Here is a 23,075-nt window from a genome sequence, read left to right on the forward strand (position 1 = left end):
ATGGAAAAGTGAATGATAACGTAAACGAGAATTATTATTATGAGCGCCAGAATAATATGCGAAACGCGGGTTGCATAGCAAGCAGTAAGCAGCCCTACAAGATTTAAGGGTTTAAGAATTAACCAGATGAAAAGAGTGGGTTAATAAGGATAGCGAAATGATCGCTAAAGCCCGCCAAAACGGGCAGAGAGGGTTAACGGTAAAATACCTCGAACGTGGCGACGGAATCGACTTTGCCCGCTTTAACCTCCCCCGTTTTGACGTAGCGCGCCTTGAGAGGGATTTCAACTGGGATCTTGTCCTGCGTACTGGTTATCGCCGTGTAGTTCTGATCAAACTGCAGCACCGTATTATTCTTATCAAGAATTTGGATGCCGACACCCGCGGCGGCGGAATCTCCGGCAGCGATGCCGAGGATATTGCCGTTCTTCACGCCCGTTGAGCCTGCGCTGGTGAACTGATAATCGATCTTTGTCCCCGCAGAACAGTCGGTGATTTCAATCTTAAAACTGCTGTCGGTAAGTATCTCTGAGTATTGCCCGTCAAAATCCTGAACGTTAACCGTTTTAAGAGGCACATAAATGTTACGGTCGACCAGGTTACAGGTGTTGGTCGTAATGCGAACGCTGGTGGGCGAAAAGCGCATTTCACCGATCACCGCGTTCCCCAGGATATCCATTGAGGTTAATCGTGAGGTATCGAGATATCCTTCCTGAATATCGCCCGTTACCACCAGCTGCGCAGTGGCGCGAAAGGTAGATACTCCATGCGAATAGCCATGTGTTGAGCCAATATAGTGCATTGGCCTGACAAGATCCTCGTCATTATAGTTTGGTAACTGCTCATTCGAGGAAGCGGCCCGAATTCCAATCCCCGGGACATTAGTTTGATAAACGCCAGGCATAACATCTTCACGCGCATCGCTTTCCGTCAAGGAGAGATAGCCTCGCCGTATTTGCGCTTCACCGATGCAGTCTATGGCCACTTCTTTACTTTCAACGCTGTCATCGTAAATGATTGTGCCTTTCGGGGTATCAGGAGCAACAATAATCACCGGCGGAAGTTGAAACGTCACCACAGCATCCACGCCAGAGCTGCCGTTAAAAGTACAGTCTGCTCGAGCTGAATGGAAAAAGGCGGTCGCCAGCAACATCAGCACGGGTAAGAAAAACGTTTTCATGGAAAAGTGTAGATTCATGAAATACCTCTTTTAATGACAGTTGACCGTGGCTTTCACGATCCCTGCAGAGCCCTGGGAGGGAAGATCCAGCTCTCCATGACACTGATGAACGTGTTCTTCCCCCCACTGCACGCTAAACGTTGTTTTGCCGGACAGCCCCGTGAGGTAAACCTCACCGTCATCCCCGACGATGGCGGTGGTACTCTCCAGCGCTACCACAGCCCCAAACGGAACGGGCTTACCTGCGTAGAGCAAGGTCACCAGCGCGCGTCGTCCAACGCGAGCATCGAAGGTCGCGTGCAGAGCCGCCCCTTTCGTCGGCACGAGATCGAGCGTTGCCGCATCGATATCAATATCTTCCCGATCCTGTGTATTTACGGTGATGACGTTGTGCCGATAGGCCGTCATAGAGGGCACTATGGCGTTACCAAAACGGTCTGTAGAGATGCCGCGCCCGTTTTGCACTTTGATGTTATCGCCATCCTTAATGTGCACAATGGCAAAAGCGTCGCGTACGGGTTGCCCCAGCGTCACGCCATGCTCGTGGGCAACGATCGACCCCTGCGCGCTGTAGTTCCACTGTCTATTATCACCGCTGTAGCTGTAGCTCATCCCGACCTCACCGGAAGCGCCACGGTAACGCCCGGACAGGCTGCCGCCGTAGCCGGTATTTTGATTGGCATAGCTCTGCTGGAGGTTGTAGCTCAGCTTATTGTCCTCCAGCGCGGTGCCGCCGAGCCCGACCTGATGTGAAACAAACCCACCGCTGGCGGTGTTAGCGCTGTAGGTTGCCCAGGAGTCAGGCAGCCACTTTGAGAACGGAATGTTGACCGTCAACGCCATCTGCCGGTCGGTATTGGCGTCCGGGGTGCGGGTCAGGTTGTAGCTTATCGACCAGGTGATATTGCGCCAGCTGGAGCTCAGCCCCGCGCTGACGCTGCGCTCATGGCCGTCCATATCCCAGTAATCCTGCTGATAGCCGTTGAGATAAGCCGAGCCCCAGTCTGAAATACGCTGGGAAAGGTTTAGCTGCATGCGGCTACGGCGGTTGTTGGTTCTGCGATAGGTATAAATGCCGTCATCGATCTCGCCGTCACGCCGATCGATAGCTTCCTGAAAGGTATAAAACCCCGAGGTAGAGTAGCGGTAGCTGGCAAGCGTGACGGTCGTATCCGTGTCAGGGATATCTTTGGAGTACTGGGCCCGCCACGATAAACCGCTGGCATCGTCAAGCCCGTCATCAAACGCGGTACGCGCGGCGGTGAAGTCGACAGATGCGGAGCCGAAGTGCCCCAGGTCGGCACCAAGCCCCAGCAGCAGCGCATGATACAGTGACGCCCCCAGCGCGCCGGTATAGGCCGTGACGCCGTAAGGCAGACCATAGATAGCCGTACCTTGCGCAAAGATGGGTTCATCTTCACCTTCATTACCGCGATAGCGCCCTGCTGCCAGCGAGTACTTAAAACCGCCTTCTCGCTGTAACACCGGCACCGACGCGCTGGCCTGAATGAAGCTATGCTCGCTGCCATCCGCCTCTTCGACGGTCACTTCCAGATCGGCTCCGGAAGTCACCTGGCTCAAGTCGCGGATCTCAAAAGGCCCTGGCGAGACGTTTGTCTGATAGATGGTATAGCCGTTTTGCTTGATGGTGACTTTCGCGTCGCTATTCGCAATACCTCGCACAACGGGCGCAAAGCCTTGCTGGCTGACGGGCAGCATAGCGGTGTCCGTTTCCAGCTTCACGCCGGTCATCTGGACGCTGTCAAAAAGCTCGCCATTGGTATACGTCTGCCCCATCTCAAGCTGGCTTTTCAACGCTTTGATGTCACGCTGTAAAGTGCTGGCGATAGCCTCCCAGCCGGAAGCATCGCTCCAGGTGCTGTTATTACGCAGTCGCCACGCGCCAAGATTCATCCCCGACTCCAGACCCAGCCAGGTTGAAGAGGCTTTGCCCGAGCTATAGTGTTGCTGAGAGCCGCTGAGCTGATAGCTTGTCCAGGCGGCAGGCGCGCCGTCATCCCAGAATTTCGGGTTAATCGCTCCGGCGGCGGCGCGATCGCGATAGATCTGCGGAATGACCAGCTTCAGGGTCTGGTTATCCTGATCGTAATCGTAGCGTGCATTTTCAATAAAATGAGAGATGTCCCGAACGTAAGCCTCGTCGTCAAGACCCTTTAAGTCAGGGATCGTGTCAACTTTCACGCCGTATTCGCGCAGGTCCGCTTTGGTCAGCTCCGGCAGCAGATGCTGTTTGTCGTCAGAAAGCACATAGGTGAGCGTACGTGTATCCAGCACGTCCCGATCCCACATAATCGTCGTGGGGTAGCTCCCCGCAAGTAAGCCATTATCATTGATGAATTTTTTGAGCGTGGAGGTATTTTCGAGAGGGGTATCCAGTTCAAGGATCCGCAGGTTGAATTCGTCATCCGCACTTGCAGGCTGGATCGCGGCGAGCAGCGCCAGCGCGATCCCGGACAGTACCTGTTTGTGAAGTAAAGATGACGACATAACTTACCAACATGATCGATTTAAAGAGCCTGCTTGCGTAGAGGAGTCTGGGCGCCGAAATCATTAATAGCCGTCCAGGTCACCGCGCCATTTGCCGCTTTTGGTAGCGCGAAACTCTGCTTGCTAAACGGTGCAACCATCATTGAAATGGCACCCGGCGTGGTTTTGGTCTCTTTCACCGGTACACTTTTCCCGCCAACGGCCAGTTCGCCAAAAGAGACGTAAAAAGGGGTGGGGTTGTTTGCAATTAGCGTCTCACCCTGACGATGGAACGTGATTTTTTCATAGGCTCCCAGGGCATCGGTTTCCTTCAGTTGAGTAGGACGCCAGAAAAGCTTCAGGCGCGTTTTCATCGCGAACTGCAGCGTGTTTTTCTCTTTCAGATCGGGCGACAGAGCAGAGACGGATTTCACATTCGCCAGAAAAAGTGATTCGCGGTCTGCCGGCAGGCTGTTTTTATCGCCGGTAAAAATAACGTGTAATAGCGTCTGACGATTTTCCTGCAACTTATAGACAGGCGGCGTAATAATAAAGGGAGCCTTTGCATCATTGGGATAACTGACCCAGCTTTGCACCAGATAACGCGTATGAGGATCTTTATTTTTAAGTGCGATTTGCACTTCAGATTTATTCGATGGATAAATAATTCGCGTACCACCGAGAACAACGCTTGCCTGCACTGAAAAGCAAGAGATAATTAAACAACCACATAACAATTTAAATAACGTCTTCATACAGCGTTCCAGGAGGCAGCCGTTCAGGCTGCCAATAATTGCTTAGCGATAGACAACCTCAAATGTGGCTGAGGAGGAGTAATGACCCGCGGTTGGCGCGGCATCACCGACCTGAATCACTTTCGCGGTGTAGTTAAAGACAGAAGCCGCTGCGCCGGTCGGATCGTTAGCCACGTCGGTGCCCGCATCCGGTACTGAACCGTCGAAGACCACATCGCCTTTGGAGCCGTTGTCGTTGCTGACAATGATGCCAACGTTAGTGGCGTTGCCTGCGCCGGAGAGATCGTTCTTCAAACGCTTGTACGCCGCGTCTGTCGTTGTGCCGCTGAACTTGAGGTTCAGTTTGGCGACCAGCGGGTCACATTTTTTTACTTCAATCTTAAAAGCTTTAGACGTCCCGACCTGACCGTCGATGCCAAAATCTGAAGGATAAGTATCTGCGAATGTGACGGTGGATTCATTGGTCCCCGTACCATCAACATTGATCTCGCAGGTATCCGCCACAATTTTTCCGGCGAAATTTACCGTACCTGAATCATTCGCTGCAAAGACCGGCAGCGACAAAGCCGCCATAATGCTTCCGGCCAATAAAGAAGAAACAATTATCTTATTCATAACAACATCCTTATATATGTTTATAATGGAATCCATTCCTGGGAAAAATACTTTTCGCCAGAATGCCATTTAAAATTTGACGTCACTTAGCCCCAAAAAACCATTAATAAGAACATCCCATGAGGAAAGTGAGATTCACGAACTTAATTACATCAGATTAATCTTTACCTTGTCCAGCAGGCTGGCAAATAAAATAGTTTAAAGTGATACCAACGCACTGATTAAAATAATAAAAATTACGCATTAGTAATTCTTAATTAGACATTTACTAAAATTAAAATAAGAATAAATGTTAAGACAAAAAAAGCCGCTTATCACTAAGCGGCTTTTTTATTCAGGAAACTAATCAGTTTCCGCCAAACATGTCCTTAATCCAGCCGGCTACGCCATCGCTGTCTTTCTTCTCATTCTGCTGCTGCGGCTGTTGCTGCTGCGGCTGCTGTGGCTGAGAAGACTGATCGAACGGGTTGCCCGTCGGCTGTTCAGGCTGGCTCTGCTGACACAGGGAATCCGGGTTGGTTGTCCAGACCGGCAGGGTACGCATTCCGCCACCGCAGACAAAGTTACCGGAGCTGTCCACGCCCATATCCACGATATCTTCCGGCGCAACGAGGTTCAGCGGCACCGGTGACTGATTGGCCAGGTAGCGCTGGTAAATCGACATCGCCCCGCTCGCCCCGTACAGTTTGGTCGGCTGGTTGTTATCGCGGCCTACCCAGGTGATCACCACTTCGCGGCCATCAATACCGGCAAACCAGGTATCAACGTTGTTGTTGGTGGTCCCGGTTTTACCCGCCAGATGCAGACCCGGATACTTCGCCCCCAGCTGACGCCCGGTACCACGCTGCACCACCTGCTGCATGGTCCACAGCGTCATGTAGGCGGCCTGAGCAGGAACGGCACGCTCTGCCTGCGGGAAGCTCTGATACAGCACGGAGCCATCTTCGGCAATCACCGAACGCAGGGCAGACAGCGGTGCGCGGTTACCCCCGCTGGCAATGGTCTGGAAAGCCTGGGCGACTTCGATCGGCGTCAGGTTAAGCGCGCCGAGGATCATTGCCGGCACCGGGTGCAGCTGATCTTTCGATACGCCCAGTTTTTGCCAGGTGTCGACAATCGCTGGCAGTCCCAGCGACATGCCCAGGTTAACGGTTGGTACGTTCATGGAACGCGTTAACGCATCCACCAGCATCACCTGACCGCTGAACTGTTTATCATCGTTCTGCGGTGACCACACCTGGCCGTTAGGCTGGCGCAGGGAGATCGGCGCATCCGCAATCCAGGTATTCAGACGATACTGGTTTGGCTGGCTCAGGGCAGTGAGATAGGTCGCCGGTTTTGCCAGAGAACCGATCGATCGACGCGCCTGCATGGCACGGTTGTAGCCTGCAAACTGCGGCTCGGCACCGCCCACCATCGCGCGAACTTCGCCGGAGTTACGGTCAACCACCACCATCGCGGTTTCAAGATCGGAGAGCTTACGCTGTTTCTTCAGCGCCGGAATGCCTTCCACCGCCGCTTTTTCTGCCGCATCCTGCGCCACGGAGTCAAAGGTGGTGAAGATCTTCACGCCGGAGAGATCTTTGACCTTATCGCCAAGCTTGCTTTGCAGCTCCTGACGCACCAGCTGCATAAACGCAGGCTGAGGCGAAATCACACCGCCGCGCGGCTGAACGCCAAGCGGACGTGCGCTCAGCATGTCGTACAGCTCCTGGTCAATCACCTGCTGTTGTTGCAGCAGACGCAGCACCAGGTTACGACGCTCCAGCGCCAGTTTCGGGTTACGCCACGGGTTATAAATGGACGCCCCTTTCACCATGCCCACCAGCAGCGCCTGCTGATCCAGGCTCAGCTCCTCCACCGGACGACCAAAGTAGTACAGGCTCGCCAGCGGGAAGCCGCGGATTTCGTTATCGCCGCTCTGACCGAGATACACCTCGTTCATGTACAGTTCAAGGATGCGATCCTTGCTGTAGCGCGCATCCATCAGCACGGCCATGTAGGCTTCGTTCGCTTTACGCCAGTAAGAACGTTCGCTGGAGAGGAACAGGTTCTTCACCAGCTGCTGGGTCAGCGTACTCGCGCCCTGTACGGTACGGCCGGCAGTCAGGTTAGCCAGCACCGCACGACCAATCGAGTAGAGGCTAATGCCATCGTGCTCGTAGAAGTGGCGGTCTTCGGTTGCCAGCAGGGTATCGACCAGCAGATCCGGGAAGCCGTTACGCGCCACGAACAGGCGCTGCTCGCCGTTTGCTGACGAAAGCATGGTGATCAGACGCGGATCGAGACGGAAGAAACCGAACTGACGGTTGTTATCCATGTTCTCGATGGTATCCAGACGATCGCCATCAAAGGTCAGACGCGCGCGCACCTGCCCCTCTTTGCTGTCCGGGAAATCAAACGGACGACGGATCATCTCAATGCTGTTGGACTGCACGGTAAATTCGCCAGGCCGCGTCATTTTTGACACCTGACGATACTGGGTGGCTTCGAGCAGTTTAACCATCTCGTTCTTCGTGATGGACATATCTGGCTCAAGGTTCACCATACGGCCATATACTGCCGCAGGCAACTGCCAGACTTTACCGTCGATACGGCTGCGGATCTTCTGATCCAGATACACGCCGTAAATCGCCATCAGCACGACAAAAACAATGAACAGCTTCAGCAGCAGCCAGAACCAGCCGCGCTTGCCCCGAGGCTTACGCCCTTTGCCTTTTCCATTACGCGGCATCGGTTCTTCATCCTCATAATCGTCTTCATAGTCATCGTCATAGTCCTCATCTCTGAGGCGACGACGGCTTACCTTTTCTTTCGCCGGACGCGTTGGTTTTCCCTTACGTCCTATTGGCTCGCGGTCATTCCCCGCCATGCTTTTTCTCCGCAACTTTCAGGCGCAAAGGCCAGATTTTCTTTTCTTTCACAGGCCTGTGAAAGAAGAAATCTCTCAAAATTTGTTTTCTCCCTCTCCCTGTGGGAGAGGGCTGGGGTGAGGGCATCAGGCCGCACATCCCTTTCAGGAATATTTCTTCGTCCGCCTCGTCGGCGCCGTATTCGCCGGATCGTCCGGCCAGACATGTTTGGGGTATCGCCCCTTCATCTCTTTTTGCACTTCACGGTAGCTTCCCGCCCAGAACGCCCCCAAATCTCGGGTGATTTGTAATGGACGATGCGCAGGCGACAGCAGCTCAAGCACTAACGGCACACGCCCTTCCGCAATGGACGGCGTGGTGGCCACACCAAACATCTCCTGCATCCGAACCGCCAGCGCCGGCGGATTATCCTCATGATAACGGATGGCAATCCGGCTTCCGGTGGGCACAGTGTAATGCCCTGGCAGTTCACTATCCAGACGTTGACGTAATGACCAGTCCAGTAAATTCTGTAACGCGACCTTAACATCAAGGGCTTTCAGCGCCCGAAGCGAGTGAACACCGTGCATTTGCGGCAGCAGCCAGCGCTCCAGAGAGCCCAGCAATGTCTCATCATCGACTGCGGGCCAGGCATACTCCGGTAGCCAACGTGCGGCACAATGCAGGCGAAGACGATACTGTTCAGCCTCTGGTGACCAGTTCAGCACGCCTAATCCTTTTTCCCGAATGCCGTTCAGCATAGCCTGATGAAGCTCTTCTTCCGACGGCTTCGCCAGCGGCTTCGTCCCGAGGGTCAGTTTACCAATCTGGCTACGCCGAAACGCCTTCAGCGTGCCCTGGGCATCATCCCACTCGACGATGTCCGATTGCTGAAGCAGATGCGGACAGGTACGGGTCAGGGCGTCAATATCTATGGCAATCGCCTGCAGGATACGCGCATCCGGGGAGTGACTCCCCTGCAGCAGGAGCGGCGCAATCAGCCACTCGTGACGCGTCAGCGCATCATCGCTGTCCAGCATCGCCCCCATGCCGTTTGCCAGCTGGTAGCGACCGTCCAGCCCGCGCCGACGCGCAATCCTGTCCGGGAAGGTCTGCGCCAGCAGCCGGGGAATACGCTCACTGTCTGGTACGCCGCCGCGGCTGTTAAGCCGTTTACCGAGCTGCTGCACCCGCTGCTGCCAGTTCCCCTGACTGCGCGAAAACGCCTGCCCCAGATCGCTGCTGCCACCGCGAGGAGGCTCCTCAAGAATAGCCGCCAGTTTTGCCGCCGTGGCAATTTCATCGTCCCCCAGCGCGGCCACCAGCATTGCGGCCAGACGCGGATCGTTGCCCAGCGCCGCCATTTTCTGGCCGCGCGCCGTCAGACGCTCGCCTTCCAGCGCGCCAAGCTGGGTCAGCAGATTGCGCGCAGCGGCGAGATTCACGGCAGGCGGAGAATCAAGCCAGGTAAGCTGTCCAGGATCCGGGCAGCCCCACTGAAGCAGATCCATCACCAGGCCCGACAAATCACTTTGTAAAATTTCCGGCGTGCTTTGCTGTGCAGCGCGTTCAGCCTGTTCCGCGCTGGTCAAATGCAGGCAGATACCCGGCTCAAGACGCCCCGCGCGGCCCGCGCGCTGCACCATCGACGCCTGGCTAATGCGCTGCGTCAGAAGTTTAGTCAGCCCGGTGCGCGGGTCAAAGCTTGCCACCCTCTCCTGGGCGCTATCCACCACCAGGCGAATCCCTTCAATGGTCAAACTGGTTTCAGCAATGTTGGTTGCCAGCACCACCTTGCGCTGCCCCACCGGGGCCGGAAGGATGGCTTTACGCTGATCCTGGAGCGACAGCGCGCCGTAGAGCGGACAAAGCAGCACATCACCGCCTACGCGGGTAGAAAGCTGCTCCTGCACGCGCTGGATTTCACCGACACCCGGCAAAAACAGCAGCAGGGAACCGGGCTCCTGGCGCAGCAGCTCAGCGGTGGCAATGGCGACCGCCTCGTCAAAACGCTGGTGGGAGGGAAGCTGTTGATAGCGGCGTTCTACCGGAAACGCCCGCCCTTCAGAGCTGATGACCGGTGCATCGGGTAGCGCCTGCCGTAGCCGCTCGTTATCCAGCGTGGCCGACATAATCAGCAGCCGGAGATCGTCACGCAGTCCTTGCTGAACGTCCAGCAACAGCGCGAGGGCCAGATCCGCCTGCAGGCTACGCTCGTGGAATTCATCCAGGATCACCAGCCCGACGCCGGTGAGCTCCGGATCGTTTTGCAGCATGCGGGTGAGAATACCCTCGGTGACCACTTCGAGGCGCGTGCTCGGCCCCACGCAGGTCTCGGCGCGCATCCGGTAACCTACCGTTTCGCCCGGTTTTTCATTCAGCAGTTCCGCCAGACGCTGCGCCACGTTGCGCGCGGCAAGCCTGCGCGGCTCCAGCAGGATAATTTTTCCGCTGATGTTCCCGTCTTTCAGAATCTGCAGCGGCAGCCAGGTGGACTTCCCCGCACCCGTCGGGGCATTCAGCAAAACCTGCGGGGCATGATGTAAGGCAGCGAGAAGGTCAGGAAGAACGACGGCAACCGGCAATGAGGACACTAACAGCTCCAGAGGGTTAACATTAGTCGGCGTACATTGTAGCATCGGCGCATATCATTACCGAGTCCTCCGTATGCCTGAGTCGAAACGGCTGTTTTTTGCCATTGAATTGCCCACCGCGATACAGCGTCAAATTGTTCGCTGGCGCGCCGATCGCTTCCCGCCGGAAGCCGGTCGCCCTGTCGCGGCGGCTAACCTGCACCTGACGCTGGCCTTTTTGGGCGACGTCAGTGCCGAAAAGCAGCGGGCGTTAGCCGCAATGGCCGGGCGTATTGCCCAGCCGGAATTTACGCTGCACCTCGACGATGCGGGTCAGTGGCTGCGTTCGCGCGTGGTCTGGCTGGGCACGCGCCAGCCACCGCGCGGATTATTGCAGCTTGCGAACATGCTGCGCGCGCAGGCGGCGCGCAGCGGCTGTTATCAGAGCCCGCAGCCGTTTCATCCACATATCACGCTGCTGCGCGATGCCGGTCAGGCCGTTGCCATCCCGCCGCCGGGTTTTCACTGGGCTTTTCCGGTCAACGGATTCGCGCTTTACGAATCCGTCTTTGCACAGGGACGCACCCGCTATACGCCGCTACAGCGCTGGACGCTGGGCAACACCGAAAGGAATTCTGATGAAGTTTAGTCCTCCCCTGCAGCACGCTACGCTTATCCAACGCTACAAACGCTTCCTCGCCGACGTGATCACCCCCGAAGGGGTACAGCTCACCCTGCACTGTCCCAATACCGGTGCCATGACGGGCTGTGCGACGCCGGGTGACAGGGTCTGGTATTCCACATCAGAAAATACTAAACGCAAATATGCCCATACCTGGGAAATGACCGAAACCCAAAATGGGGCATTTATTTGCGTTAACACCCTGCGCGCAAATCAACTGGTTAAGGAAGCGCTGACCCATGGCACCATTCCTGAACTGGTCGGTTATGGCACGCATAAAAGTGAAGTGAAATATGGCGATGAAAGCAGCAGAATTGACTTCATGTTACAGGCGGAAGACAGGCCGGAGTGCTATATTGAAGTGAAATCAGTGACGTTAGCGGAGCAGGAAAATGGCTACTTCCCGGATGCGGTAACGCTACGTGGCCAGAAGCATCTGCGAGAGCTAATGAGTGTTGCGGCGGCGGGCAAACGCGCCGTATTGCTGTTTGCGGTGTTGCATTCAGCCATTGAGCGTTTCTCCCCTGCCCGCCATATTGATCCTAAATACGCGCAATTGTTGAATGAGGCACAAAAGCAGGGGGTAGAGGTTTTCGCTTATAAAGCGGAACTTTCTGCCGATAATATGACTCTGAGATCCTCTCTTCCCATTGTCTTATAAGGGATTAGACGATTGACGATTAAGTGTTCTGGCCGCGTGCGCAAATACGCTTTTCCTCACAGGCTTGTCAAGTGTTACGTTTAGATAATTGCCATCCGGAAAAGCATCTGCTATTTATAGCGACCTGATTTTTCCCCCAACACGGGGATCGATAGTGCGTGTTAAGGAGAAGCAACATGCAAGAAGGGCAAAACCGTAAAACATCGTCCCTGAGTATTCTCGCCATCGCTGGGGTGGAGCCGTATCAAGAGAAGCCGGGCGAAGAGTATATGAACGAAGCCCAGCTGTCGCACTTCAAGCGTATTCTTGAAGCATGGCGTAATCAACTCAGGGATGAAGTCGATCGCACCGTTACTCATATGCAGGATGAAGCTGCTAACTTCCCGGATCCGGTAGACCGTGCCGCTCAGGAAGAAGAGTTCAGCCTCGAACTGCGTAACCGTGACCGCGAACGCAAACTGATCAAAAAGATCGAGAAAACGCTGAAAAAAGTCGAAGACGAAGATTTTGGCTACTGCGAATCCTGCGGTGTTGAAATCGGTATTCGTCGCCTGGAAGCGCGTCCAACCGCCGATCTATGCATCGACTGTAAAACGCTGGCCGAAATCCGCGAAAAACAGATGGCCGGTTAATACCAGCGCTGTTTACACACTCTAAAGGCGGGAGTCTCTCCCGCCTTGTTACTGTTGATATGTCTGAATCACACTATATTGGGCGCTTCGCGCCATCTCCTTCCGGTGAATTACACTTCGGCTCATTAATTGCCGCGCTCGGCAGCTACCTGCAGGCTCACGCCCGCCAGGGAAAATGGCTCGTCCGCATTGAAGATATTGACCCTCCGCGTGAAGTTCCCGGTGCTGCAGAGACGATTCTGCGTCAGCTGGAACATTACGGTCTTCACTGGGATGATGAGGTTCTGTGGCAGTCAAAACGTCACGAGGCGTATCGGGAACGTCTGGCCTGGCTTCGCGCACAGGGACTTTCCTATAACTGCACCTGCACCCGCGCGCGTATCCAGAGCGCAGGCGGCGTCTATGACGGCCACTGCCGCACGCTTAATCTTCCTCCGGAAAATGCCGCCGTGCGTATCAGTCAGCGCTCCCCGGTGACGCGCTTTACCGATTTACTCTCCGGTGAGATTCATGCCGATGAACGTCTGGCGCGTGAGGATTTTATTATTCACCGTCGCGATGGCCTGTTCGCCTATAACCTGGCCGTGGTGGTGGACGATCATTTCCAGGGCGTGACGGAAATTGTGCGCGGGGCGGATCTGGTCGAGCCGACCGTGCGACAAATCTCGCTGTATCACCAGTTTGGCTGGACGGCGCCGGACTACATTCATCTGCCGCTGGCGGTCAATGCGCAAGGCTTTAAATTGTCAAAGCAGAACCACGCCCCGGCCCTGCCAGACGGCGATCCGCGTCCTGTTTTGATCGACGCGCTGCGATTTCTCAACCAGAATGTAACCAACGAATGGCAGGATCTGCGTATTGACGAACTGCTGAAAATGGCCGTTGCCAACTGGACGCTCGCGGCAGTGCCAAAAATCCAGCATTCTCAAATGCGTTGCGCTGAGCTATGATTAGCCGCTTTTTTCATAACAAAACACACTACGAGGTGTACCATTTTTACCCGAGTCGCTAATTTTTGCCGTAAAGTGCTAAGCCGCGAAGAGAGCATGGCGAACGATGCTATTGCACAGCCACACATGTCGGTTATTCCGCGTGAGCAGCACACTATTTCCCGCAAAGATATCAGTGAAAATGCCCTCAAGGTGCTCTATCGTCTGAATAAAGCGGGCTACGAGGCCTATCTCGTGGGCGGTGGGGTGCGTGATTTACTGCTGGGCAAAAAACCAAAAGATTTCGACGTGACGACCAGCGCCACGCCTGAGCAGGTGCGCAAATTATTCCGTAACTGTCGTCTCGTTGGCCGCCGTTTCCGTCTGGCTCACGTGATGTTTGGGCCAGAAATTATCGAAGTGGCGACCTTCCGCGGGCACCACGAAGCGGGCGCGTCCGATCGCACGACGTCACAGCGCGGCCAGAACGGTATGCTGCTGCGCGACAATATCTTCGGATCAATCGAAGAAGATGCCCAGCGTCGCGACTTCACCATCAATAGCCTTTATTACAGCGTGGCGGATTTCACCGTGCGCGATTACGTCGGCGGCATGCAGGACCTGAAAGAAGGTCTGATCCGTCTGATCGGCACGCCGGAAACGCGCTACCGTGAAGATCCCGTGCGTATGCTGCGCGCCGTGCGTTTCGCCGCCAAGCTGGATATGCGCATCAGCCCGGAAACGGCAGAGCCGATCCCGCGTCTGGCAACGCTGATTAACGACGTGCCGCCTGCTCGCCTGTTTGAAGAGGCGCTGAAGCTGCTGCAGGCCGGCCACGGCTTTGAAACCTATAATCTGCTGCGCGAATACAACCTGTTCCAGCCGCTGTTCCCGACCATTACCCGCTACTTCACCGAAAACGGTGACAGCCCAATGGAGCGGATGATTGCGCAGGTGCTGAAAAATACCGATACCCGCATTCGCAACGACATGCGCGTGAACCCGGCGTTCCTGTTTGCCGCGATGTTCTGGTATCCGCTGCTGGAAACGGCACAGCGTATTACCCAGGAGAGCGGGCTCGCCTATTACGATGCGTTCGCGCTGGCCGCCAACGACGTGCTGGACGAAGGCTGCCGCACACTCGCCATTCCGAAACGTATTACCACCCTGGTGCGCGACATCTGGCAGCTTCAGCTGCGCATGTCCCGTCGTCAGGGCAAACGCGCCTGGAAGCTGATGGAGCATCCTAAATTCCGCGCTGCCTTCGATCTCCTGTCGCTGCGTGCTGAAATTGAACGCAACCAGGAGCTGCAGCGTCTGGCGCAGTGGTGGGCTGAATTCCAGGTCTCCGCCCCGCCGGAGCAGAAAGATATGCTTACCGGGCTGGATGAAGAGCCGGAACCGCGTCGCCGTCATCGTCGTCCGCGCAAACGCGCGCCGCGTCGTGAAGGGACAGCATGACCCTCGCGTATATCGCCATCGGCAGCAATTTAGCCTCTCCGCTGGAGCAGGTGAATGCTGCCGTACAGGCGCTGGGCGAGATTCCGCAAAGCAAGATCGTGGCAGTCTCCTCGTTCTACCGCACGCCGCCGCTGGGGCCGCAGGATCAGCCCGATTACCTCAACGCCGCCGTGGTGCTGGAAACTGCCCTTGATGCCGAAACACTGCTGGACAATACCCAGCGCATCGAACTGCAGCAGGGCCGCGTACGCAAAGCCGAACGCTGGGGACCGCGCACGCTGGACCTCGACATTATGCTGTTTGGTCACGAGACGATTAACACTGAACGTCTCACCGTTCCGCATTACGATATGAAAAATCGCGGGTTTATGCTCTGGCCGCTCTATGAAGTCGCCCCCGATCTCATCTTCCCGGATGGCACCTCACTTAAGTCCATTCTGGACAACCTCAACGCGGAAAAACCCGCTCGCTGGTGATCGGGTTCCCCTGTCAGTTAGCCTCAAAATAATTGTGGCTAATCGTTTACCTAAAATCATTGTTCCCTCGAATGTTACTGTTAGAATGCGCAAAGATTCGCTTTTGGGCTATCAGGAAACAGTATGAAACCAACCACCATCTCCTTACTGCAGAAATGCAAACAGGAAAAAAAACGCTTCGCCACCATCACCGCGTATGACTACAGCTTCGCCAAACTGTTTGCCGAAGAGGGGATCAACGTCATGCTGGTCGGAGATTCGTTAGGGATGACGGTACAAGGACATGATTCCACCCTGCCGGTAACGGTTGAGGATATCGCTTACCATACCCGCGCCGTGCGCCGTGGCGCCCCAGCGTGCCTGCTGCTTTCCGATCTGCCGTTTATGGCCTATGCCACGCCGGAACAGGCATTCGAAAACGCGGCGGCAGTGATGCGCGCCGGTGCCAATATGGTCAAAATTGAAGGCGGCGCCTGGCTTGTGGATACGGTGAAGATGCTCACCGAGCGCGCCGTGCCGGTGTGCGGGCATTTAGGCCTGACGCCGCAGTCCGTCAATATCTTTGGCGGCTATAAGGTGCAGGGCCGTGGCGATGCCGCCCAGATGCTGCTGGATGATGCCCTGGCGCTGGAAGCCGCAGGTGCCCAGCTGCTGGTGCTGGAGTGCGTGCCGGTTGAGCTGGCGAAACGCATCACCGACGCGCTGTCCATTCCGGTGATTGGTATTGGTGCAGGCAACGTCACCGACGGTCAGATTCTGGTGATGCACGACGCCTTCGGTATCACCGGCGGACACATCCCGAAATTTGCCAAAAATTTCCTCGCCGAAGCGGGCGACATGCGCGCTGCGGTCAGGCAGTATATTGCCGACGTTGAATCCGGTGTTTACCCGGGTGAAGAACACAGTTTCCATTAAGGAGTCTCGTTGTGCTAATCATTGAAACCCTGCCGCTGCTGCGCCAGCATATCCGCCGCGCGCGACAGGAAGGTAAACGTATCGCACTGGTCCCTACCATGGGCAATCTGCATGACGGCCACATGAAGCTCGTCGACGAAGCCCGCGCGCGGGCAGATATCGTGGTGGTCAGTATCTTCGTGAACCCCATGCAGTTTGACCGCGCAGACGATCTGGCGCGCTATCCGCGCACCCTGCAGGAAGACTGCGAGAAGCTCAAAAAACGCCATGCGGATATCGTCTTCTCACCTGCACCGGCGGATGTTTACCCGCAGGGTACCGAAGAGGCAACCTACGTTGACGTCCCGGGCATTTCCACCATGCTCGAAGGCGCGAGCCGCCCGGGCCATTTCCGCGGCGTTTCCACCATCGTCAGCAAGCTGTTCAACCTGGTACAGCCGGACGTTGCCTGCTTTGGCGAGAAAGACTTCCAGCAGCTGGCGCTGATCCGCAAAATGGTCGCGGATATGGGTTACGATATCGAGATTGTCGGCGTACCGATCGTACGCGCAAAAGACGGCCTGGCGCTCAGCTCGCGTAATGGCTACCTGACCGCCGAACAGCGTAAAATCGCGCCGGGTCTCAGCAAGGTCATGAACACCATGGCGGAGCAGGTTCTGGCAAAAGAGTTGACCGTCGAAGAGATCGTCGCCCTCGCCGAACAAGCGCTGAACGATAAAGGTCTTCGCGCTGACGACGTACAAATTCGTGATGCTGATACGCTGCTGGAATTTACGGAAACCAGCAAACGTGCGGTGATCCTGGTAGCGGCATGGCTTGGCCAGGCTCGTCTGATTGATAATAAAGTGGTTGAGCTGGCGTAGTTCTCGCCCTTGATAATTAAAGGTAAACGTAATGATTCGCAAAATGCTGCAAGGTAAGCTTCACCGTGTGAAAGTCACCCAGGCCGACCTGCACTATGAAGGCTCCTGCGCCATTGACCAGGATTTCCTCGATGCTGCGGGCATCCTTGAAAACGAAGCCATTGATATCTGGAACGTGAATAACGGTAAACGCTTCTCTACCTACGCGATTGCCGCAGAGCGCGGTTCTAAAATCATCTCCGTTAACGGCGCAGCCGCGCACTGCGCAGACGTGGGCGACATTGTGATTATCGCCAGCTTCGTGATGATGTCTGACGAAGAAGCCCGTCGCTGGCAGCCTAAAGTGGCCTACTTCGAAGGCGACAATGAAATGAAGCGCACCGCAAAGGCGATTCCGGTTCAGGTTGCTTGATCAATAATTTGGAAAATTCATCCGGAATAATTTCCGGATGAATTTAATCGAGATCATTTTAAAGTTATAAATCGCCTCCATACACATAAAGAAAAAAACATTTAATCTTAAATATCATTCACCGTAATTATTATTTAAGACCACCAATTAGTTCCTCTAAAAACGCACAACAGTTTTTCTAATAACTCACAGCATTCCATTCCTTACCTCCCTTGGCTATACTCTCGCCGAAATTTAATATTTCAATGATGAACAGTTCACAGAAAGCAATGACTGTGTTCCGTTACTACTCAACCTAAAAATATGGATATTAAAGATGTCTTTTGAAAAATATAAAATGGCAGGTGCTGTGGCTCTATTTTTAAGTGCTGGCTCTGTAATGGCTGCAACTGGCGATACCGGAACCATTACCTTCCACGGGCTGGTCTCTAACAACACCTGTAAAGTTTCGCTTGATCAGAAAATCGATCAGAGCGGTAACGATTTCGACGTTAACCTGGACACTGTTTTCGTCAAAGATTTCACCGCCGCAACGCAGGGTGCCGCCAGTACGCTGGGTCAGAAGAAGTTCACGCTGAGTTTGACTGAATGTACAACAGCTTCCACGACCGCCTCCGCTCAATTTAAGTCATGGGCAGGAACCACCGCTACTAGCGGCGGTATGCTGGTTCCACCTTCAAATGCACAGGGTGCCGCTAAAAACGTAAACCTGGTACTGTCAAACGACGGTAACTCTGATACCTCCCAGGTCGTCGTCGACCAGACCAACAACACTCAGAAAGCAACTATTACCAACAATGCAGCCAATCTCTACTACCGCGTAGCCTACACCCAGGGTCAGGGTTGGGACGCAACGACCAACCCTGTCACTGCCGGTACAGTACAGGCACAGGTCGCCTTCACGATGATCTACGAATAATTTATTTCGTTTTCATCACTGTTATGCTCCCCCGGCGCTGGCTGGGGGTGTTGTTCATCATTCCAAACGGAAGTGGAAAATGTTTACAGCATCATTGTTCAAGGGAATCAAAATCACCTGTCTGGCTGCCGTATGCCTCGCGGCATTTCAGGCAAGCGCAGATATCGTGATCTCCGGTACTCGCATCATCTACCCGCAGTCCTCAAAAGACGTCATTGTTAACCTCGATAACCGTGGAAATAAACCGTTACTGGTTCAGTCATGGCTCGACGATGGCCGCGATGACACGAACCCGCAGGAACTGAAACTGCCATTTGTTATCACGCCGCCTGTCTCGCGTATAGATCCTCAGAAAGGTCAGTCAGTGCGTATTACCTATCTTGGTACGACTCTCCCTCAGGATCGCGAATCCTTGTTCTGGTTTAATGTTCTGGAGATTCCGCCAAAATCAAAAGCGAAAGAGGGTGAAAGCCTGAACCAGCTTCAGCTGGCATTTCGTACACGTATCAAACTCTTCTATCGTCCGGATGGGCTTAAAGGCACCCCTGGAGACGCAGCGGTCAATGTCACCTGGTCGCAGAAACAAGAGAGAAATGGTATTTCGCTGATTGCCCACAATAATTCGCCTTATAACGTGTCTATCGCCGCTGTGAAATTTAAAACCGCCGCAAAAACATATGAGGTAACGAATAAATCCATTCTTCCTTTTAGCGAATCAGCAATGCCTGTTAATGGATTGACGACGACCACTGGCGGCACGGTTCAGTACACCACAATTAATGACAATGGCGGCAACAATAACCATGAAACAGCCGTCAAATAAACAGACGCCCCGTTATTACTTCGTTAGTCGATTTTAACATTGCGGGCAATGATTACCCGCATTTATAAATGGATAGACCATGCAGTTTCGACGCTCATTATTATGCCTTGCGGTCAGTACCGCTTTACCTTTATGCGCTTACGCCGCTGACACCCCGCCGGTAGAAAATATGCCGGAGAGTGATGATGCCGTGGAGTTTAACGATCAGTTTTTACTGAATGGTGGCGGTAATATTGATGTCAGCCGTTTTGCGCATGGTAACCCGGTATTACCAGGGACGTATCGCGTCAAAGTGAATTTGAATGGTTCACTGAAATCAACGGTAGAAATGACCTTCAAAGAGAATGGTACACCGCGGGCAACGGCATGTATCACCAGACTCGTCCTTGCACAGGCTGGCGTTGATACACAAATGCTGGAAGATATTCCTGATGACGATAATACGACTTGCGTCGATATCAAAAAGTTCTATCCTGGCGCTTCCGCCGTGTTTGATAGCGGAAAGCAGGCGATGGATCTGCAATTTCCACAAATTTATGTCCTGAAGCGCCCTACCGGCTACGTTGACCCGTCACTCTGGGATAACGGCGTGCCCGCGGCACTACTCTCTTATGACATGAACGCCTGGCACAGCGAAAACAATGGCAGCACATCCGAGACCGGTTACGTTGGTTTACGCTACGGCCTTAATATGGGGCCCTGGCGACTCCGTTCACGCGGCACGCTGAACTGGGATAAAGACAACGGCACAGAATATAGCAGCCAGGATGTCTATCTTCAGCGCGACATTACCCCCTTAAGCGCACAGATGGTGTTCGGCGATTCCTACACCCGGGGCGACGCCTTTGATGCCGTCAGCCTGCGTGGCGCGCGAATGTACAGCGACGACCGAATGTTGCCGATGGGCTCCAGCAGCTACGCCCCCCTGATTCGCGGCACGGCTAACAGCAACGCGAAAATCAGCGTCACCCAGAGTGGCAACAAGATCTACGAAACGACGGTGCCGCCGGGCCCGTTTGAAATTAACGATCTGAGCACCACAGGTTATGGCAACGACCTGCTGGTCACTATTGAAGAGGCTGACGGAAGCAAGCGTTCATTTACCGTACCGTTCTCTTCCGTGACGCAAATGCTACGCCCTGGCGCTATGAGTTGGGATGTCGGCGTCGGTGAACTCAATGATGATTCATTATCTGAACGGCCCAAAGTGGGTTACGCCACGCTGTTCTATGGCCTGAATAACACGTTTACCGGCTATGCGGGCGCGCAATTCACGGATACGGATTTCTACGCCGGGCTATTAGGTGTAGCAATGAACACCCGTATTGGCGCATTTGCCCTTGATGTTACGCACTCACATGCGAATATCGACGGGCTCGATACCCTCAGCGGGCAGAGTTACCGCTTAACGTACAGCAAAGTGGTCGAAGCCACTGACACATCGTTTAACGTGGCGGCATACCGCTTTTCCACGGAGGACTATTTAAGTCTGGATGATGCCGCAACGCTTCAGGACAGCGTAAATCGCCGGAAATATGAAAACCAGAGCTATGACTCCGGCGCAGCGCTTTATAACGACTACCAGCGCATCCGTAACCAGATACAGGTCAGCATTAACCAACCGCTCCAGGCGGGCGACGCGCAATATGGTTCGCTGTTCGTCAGCGGCACCTGGCAGGACTACTGGAACGGCGATAGCTCCACGTCGAACTACAACATCGGCTACAACAACAGCTTTACCTACGGTAGCTACAGCCTGTCGCTACAGCGCACCTATGACCAGATGGGCGCAAAAGACGACAGCGTTTATCTGAGCTTAAGCATTCCGCTCAGCGTCTTTTCGAACAAAGACGGGAAGTCTGGCGGTTTCTCCAATATCAATATGGGCCTGCGCTCCGACCTGAAAGGCGGCACCAGCTTTAACTCTTCCGCCAGCGGCAATACCCAGAACAATGCGGTGAGCTATTCCGTCAGCGCCTCCTCGAACAGCGGTAATTACGGCAACCTTAACCAGATTAGCGGTTATACCTCCTGGAACAGCGGCTATGGTCCGTTGGGCGTTTCTGCATCATTTGGCGATGACAACAGCAAGCAGTATGCCGCCACCTACAGCGGCGGGATGGTGCTGCACACCGGCGGCGTCGCCTTCGCGCCAGGTAGCATTGGCGAAAACGACGCGCTGGCGCTGGTGAAAGCCAGCGGCGCCAAAGGTGCTCGTCTGAACTATGGCAATAGCGAAATCGGCAGATCCGGCTTCGCCATTCTGCCCTATATGTCGCCATACCGTGAGAACCGGGTCTCGCTGGATATCAGCACGCTGGAAAATGACGTGGAAGTGAAGAATACCAGCACGGTGGCGGTGCCGCGCAACGGCTCCGTGGTGCTGGTGAATTTTGAAACTGATGAAGGTCGCTCACTCATTCTGGAACTTCAGCGCAGCGATAAGGGTTTTATCCCTTTAGGCGCGGATGTCTTTAACGACAAAAATGAACCTGTCGGAACGGTTGGCCAGGCGGGTCAAACCTATGTTCGCGGGGTCGAGGAGCAGGGGGTGCTACGGGTGGTGTGGGGTAACGGCGCGGATAGCGCCTGTACGGTGCATTACCAGTTTACGCCATCAGCGAAGAAAGCGGGGCTCACCGCGGTTTTAAGTAATCAAGTGTGCCAAATGTGATGATTTGTTTAGGGAAAAACCTATGGAACTGAGTATGAGAAACAATATCCTCCGGCTGTCCATGGCCACAGTGCTGACAGCAGGCGCGGGAACGGCAATGGCGCAAAACCTTGACGTTAACTTTACGGCCAACGTACTGGAAACCACCTGTCAGATGAAACTGGTCGGCGGTACAGGTTCAGATACCTCACAGACGCTAACGATTGGTAATAACAATCTGCATATTGAGGATATCAAGAATAAATCCAGCAACGCTCAAGCAGCATTCCAGATAAAGATGGTGGAATGCCCGCAATCATTAACGCAATTAAAAACGACACTGACTGGCGATGTCTCTGGGTATAACGCCTCTCTCATCAAAAACGGGCTTTCGGGCAGCGGAGCCAGTGGCCAATCAGGTGTCGGAATAGCCCGTGAGGAAGATGCCAGCGAAACCCTAATCAAACCCGGCGAGGACGGTAATCTGACCTGGACTGCTGCGGAAAGGAGCGCTGGAGAACTTAAGCTCGTCGCCGCCATACGTGAAACCACCACCTCACCTGGTATCACCGCTGGTAATTTTAGCGCCAAAGCAACTTTTAATTTCGAATATCAATGAGTTGAGAAGAATATGGAGCACCACAATGAAATCTAACTTGTCTATTATTGCTCTGTCCGTCTCTGCTATTTTGTTCTCCGGAATGGCAGCCGCCATCGAGGGCACCAGTAGCGCCGAGATGACATTTGTAACAACCATAACAACCGGTACCTGTACCGCTAAGGTGTATGACGGAGCAACACAAACATCAACCATTGCTTTTGGCGATATCTACACATCAGACGTTGGTAAACTGACCAAACCACTGACCATCAAATTCACTGCCTGCAATGGTGTTACCGAAGCATCAGTAGCAGCAGCAGTAGGTTCGGGTGGCGTATGTACGGGAGAGGCTTATACCACACCTGCAGATACAACAAATACCGGTTTTGAAGTGTGGAAAGGTGATGCTGCGGATGTGGCCGGTAATCAAATGAGCTGCACAACCCCTCCTGCTGCGCAGAAGGTGACTGTATCCGGTGGTGTCGCTGAATTCCCGATGACTTCCCGTATTGTCGCCGCCAGTGGCAAGACACCGGTGCCAGGCGCAATAAGCGCGCCAGTGACCTTCACGGTTGGATACGAGTAA

General features: G+C 54.4%; 20 protein-coding genes. 14 read left to right on the forward strand and 6 right to left on the reverse strand.

The genetic code is table 11. From position 1 onward, the window contains the following. Positions 1 to 193: 193 nt before the first annotated feature. From AC0TNG_RS13325 to hrpB, 6 genes are all read right to left on the reverse strand, one after another. Entirely contained in the window at positions 194 to 1,198 is a 1,005-nt protein-coding gene (locus AC0TNG_RS13325; RefSeq protein ID WP_473712518.1) for a fimbrial protein, read from the reverse strand. Between the two features lie 12 nt (positions 1,199 to 1,210). Beyond that, positions 1,211 to 3,688 (reverse strand): fimbria/pilus outer membrane usher protein, encoded by a 2,478-nt coding sequence (locus AC0TNG_RS13330; RefSeq protein WP_024907506.1) that lies wholly within the window; start codon positions 3,686 to 3,688, stop codon positions 1,211 to 1,213. 20 nt (positions 3,689 to 3,708) lie between these two features. Further along, positions 3,709 to 4,422 carry a fimbrial biogenesis chaperone gene (locus AC0TNG_RS13335; RefSeq protein ID WP_417927856.1) on the reverse strand — a complete coding sequence of 238 codons (714 nt, stop codon included), beginning with the start codon at positions 4,420 to 4,422 and terminating at the stop codon, positions 3,709 to 3,711. A gap of 42 nt (positions 4,423 to 4,464) precedes the next feature. Then, a complete protein-coding gene (locus AC0TNG_RS13340; protein WP_024907504.1) occupies positions 4,465 to 5,037 on the reverse strand; it encodes a fimbrial protein in 573 nt (190 codons plus the stop codon). A gap of 346 nt (positions 5,038 to 5,383) precedes the next feature. Then, the gene (gene mrcB / locus AC0TNG_RS13345; RefSeq protein ID WP_024907503.1) at positions 5,384 to 7,909 is read right to left on the reverse strand and encodes a bifunctional glycosyl transferase/transpeptidase; all 2,526 of its coding nucleotides are present in this window, start codon (positions 7,907 to 7,909) and stop codon (positions 5,384 to 5,386) included. A 144-nt stretch (positions 7,910 to 8,053) separates the two neighbouring features. Then, complete coding sequence (hrpB, locus tag AC0TNG_RS13350) at positions 8,054 to 10,483, reverse strand: ATP-dependent helicase HrpB (protein ID WP_417927857.1); 2,430 nt, start codon at positions 10,481 to 10,483, stop codon at positions 8,054 to 8,056. A gap of 73 nt (positions 10,484 to 10,556) precedes the next feature. Here hrpB and thpR point away from each other — a divergent pair, with 73 nt between their 5' ends. From thpR to AC0TNG_RS13420, 14 genes are all read left to right on the forward strand, one after another. Next, positions 10,557 to 11,111 carry an RNA 2',3'-cyclic phosphodiesterase gene (thpR, locus tag AC0TNG_RS13355; protein WP_032649754.1) on the forward strand — a complete coding sequence of 185 codons (555 nt, stop codon included), beginning with the start codon at positions 10,557 to 10,559 and terminating at the stop codon, positions 11,109 to 11,111. Then, entirely contained in the window at positions 11,101 to 11,805 is a 705-nt protein-coding gene (gene sfsA, locus AC0TNG_RS13360; RefSeq protein WP_032649756.1) for a DNA/RNA nuclease SfsA, read from the forward strand. Before thpR ends, sfsA begins: the two co-directional genes overlap by 11 nt. Before the next feature lie 176 nt (positions 11,806 to 11,981). Then, positions 11,982 to 12,437 carry an RNA polymerase-binding protein DksA gene (gene dksA / locus AC0TNG_RS13365; protein ID WP_001155232.1) on the forward strand — a complete coding sequence of 152 codons (456 nt, stop codon included), beginning with the start codon at positions 11,982 to 11,984 and terminating at the stop codon, positions 12,435 to 12,437. Positions 12,438 to 12,496: 59 nt separating this feature from the next. Next, a complete protein-coding gene (gluQRS, locus tag AC0TNG_RS13370; protein WP_024907499.1) occupies positions 12,497 to 13,387 on the forward strand; it encodes a tRNA glutamyl-Q(34) synthetase GluQRS in 891 nt (296 codons plus the stop codon). A 42-nt stretch (positions 13,388 to 13,429) separates the two neighbouring features. Then, positions 13,430 to 14,827, forward strand: coding sequence for a polynucleotide adenylyltransferase PcnB (gene pcnB / locus AC0TNG_RS13375; RefSeq protein WP_073961632.1), 1,398 nt, complete (start codon positions 13,430 to 13,432; stop codon positions 14,825 to 14,827). Next, entirely contained in the window at positions 14,824 to 15,303 is a 480-nt protein-coding gene (gene folK, locus AC0TNG_RS13380) for a 2-amino-4-hydroxy-6-hydroxymethyldihydropteridine diphosphokinase (protein WP_473712519.1), read from the forward strand. The genes pcnB and folK overlap by 4 nt, the downstream gene beginning before the upstream one ends. 123 nt (positions 15,304 to 15,426) lie before the next feature. Beyond that, a complete protein-coding gene (gene panB / locus AC0TNG_RS13385; protein WP_473712520.1) occupies positions 15,427 to 16,218 on the forward strand; it encodes a 3-methyl-2-oxobutanoate hydroxymethyltransferase in 792 nt (263 codons plus the stop codon). An 11-nt stretch (positions 16,219 to 16,229) separates the two neighbouring features. Next, positions 16,230 to 17,081 (forward strand): pantoate--beta-alanine ligase, encoded by an 852-nt coding sequence (gene panC / locus AC0TNG_RS13390; protein ID WP_024907496.1) that lies wholly within the window; start codon positions 16,230 to 16,232, stop codon positions 17,079 to 17,081. Positions 17,082 to 17,112: 31 nt separating this feature from the next. Next, positions 17,113 to 17,493 (forward strand): aspartate 1-decarboxylase, encoded by a 381-nt coding sequence (gene panD, locus AC0TNG_RS13395; RefSeq protein WP_003856284.1) that lies wholly within the window; start codon positions 17,113 to 17,115, stop codon positions 17,491 to 17,493. A gap of 316 nt (positions 17,494 to 17,809) precedes the next feature. Next, positions 17,810 to 18,412, forward strand: a complete 603-nt coding sequence (locus AC0TNG_RS13400) for a fimbrial protein (protein ID WP_024907495.1) — start codon at positions 17,810 to 17,812, stop codon at positions 18,410 to 18,412. A 79-nt stretch (positions 18,413 to 18,491) separates the two neighbouring features. Further along, positions 18,492 to 19,235 (forward strand): fimbrial chaperone, encoded by a 744-nt coding sequence (locus tag AC0TNG_RS13405; RefSeq protein ID WP_473712521.1) that lies wholly within the window; start codon positions 18,492 to 18,494, stop codon positions 19,233 to 19,235. A gap of 79 nt (positions 19,236 to 19,314) precedes the next feature. Beyond that, complete coding sequence (locus tag AC0TNG_RS13410) at positions 19,315 to 21,909, forward strand: outer membrane usher protein (protein WP_473712522.1); 2,595 nt, start codon at positions 19,315 to 19,317, stop codon at positions 21,907 to 21,909. A gap of 22 nt (positions 21,910 to 21,931) precedes the next feature. Further along, entirely contained in the window at positions 21,932 to 22,507 is a 576-nt protein-coding gene (locus AC0TNG_RS13415; RefSeq protein WP_024907492.1) for a fimbrial protein, read from the forward strand. A gap of 25 nt (positions 22,508 to 22,532) precedes the next feature. After that, positions 22,533 to 23,075: a fimbrial protein gene (locus AC0TNG_RS13420; protein ID WP_024907491.1), complete on the forward strand. Its 543-nt coding sequence runs from the start codon at positions 22,533 to 22,535 to the stop codon at positions 23,073 to 23,075.

The organism is Enterobacter sp. PL_is514 (genome assembly GCF_055816715.1).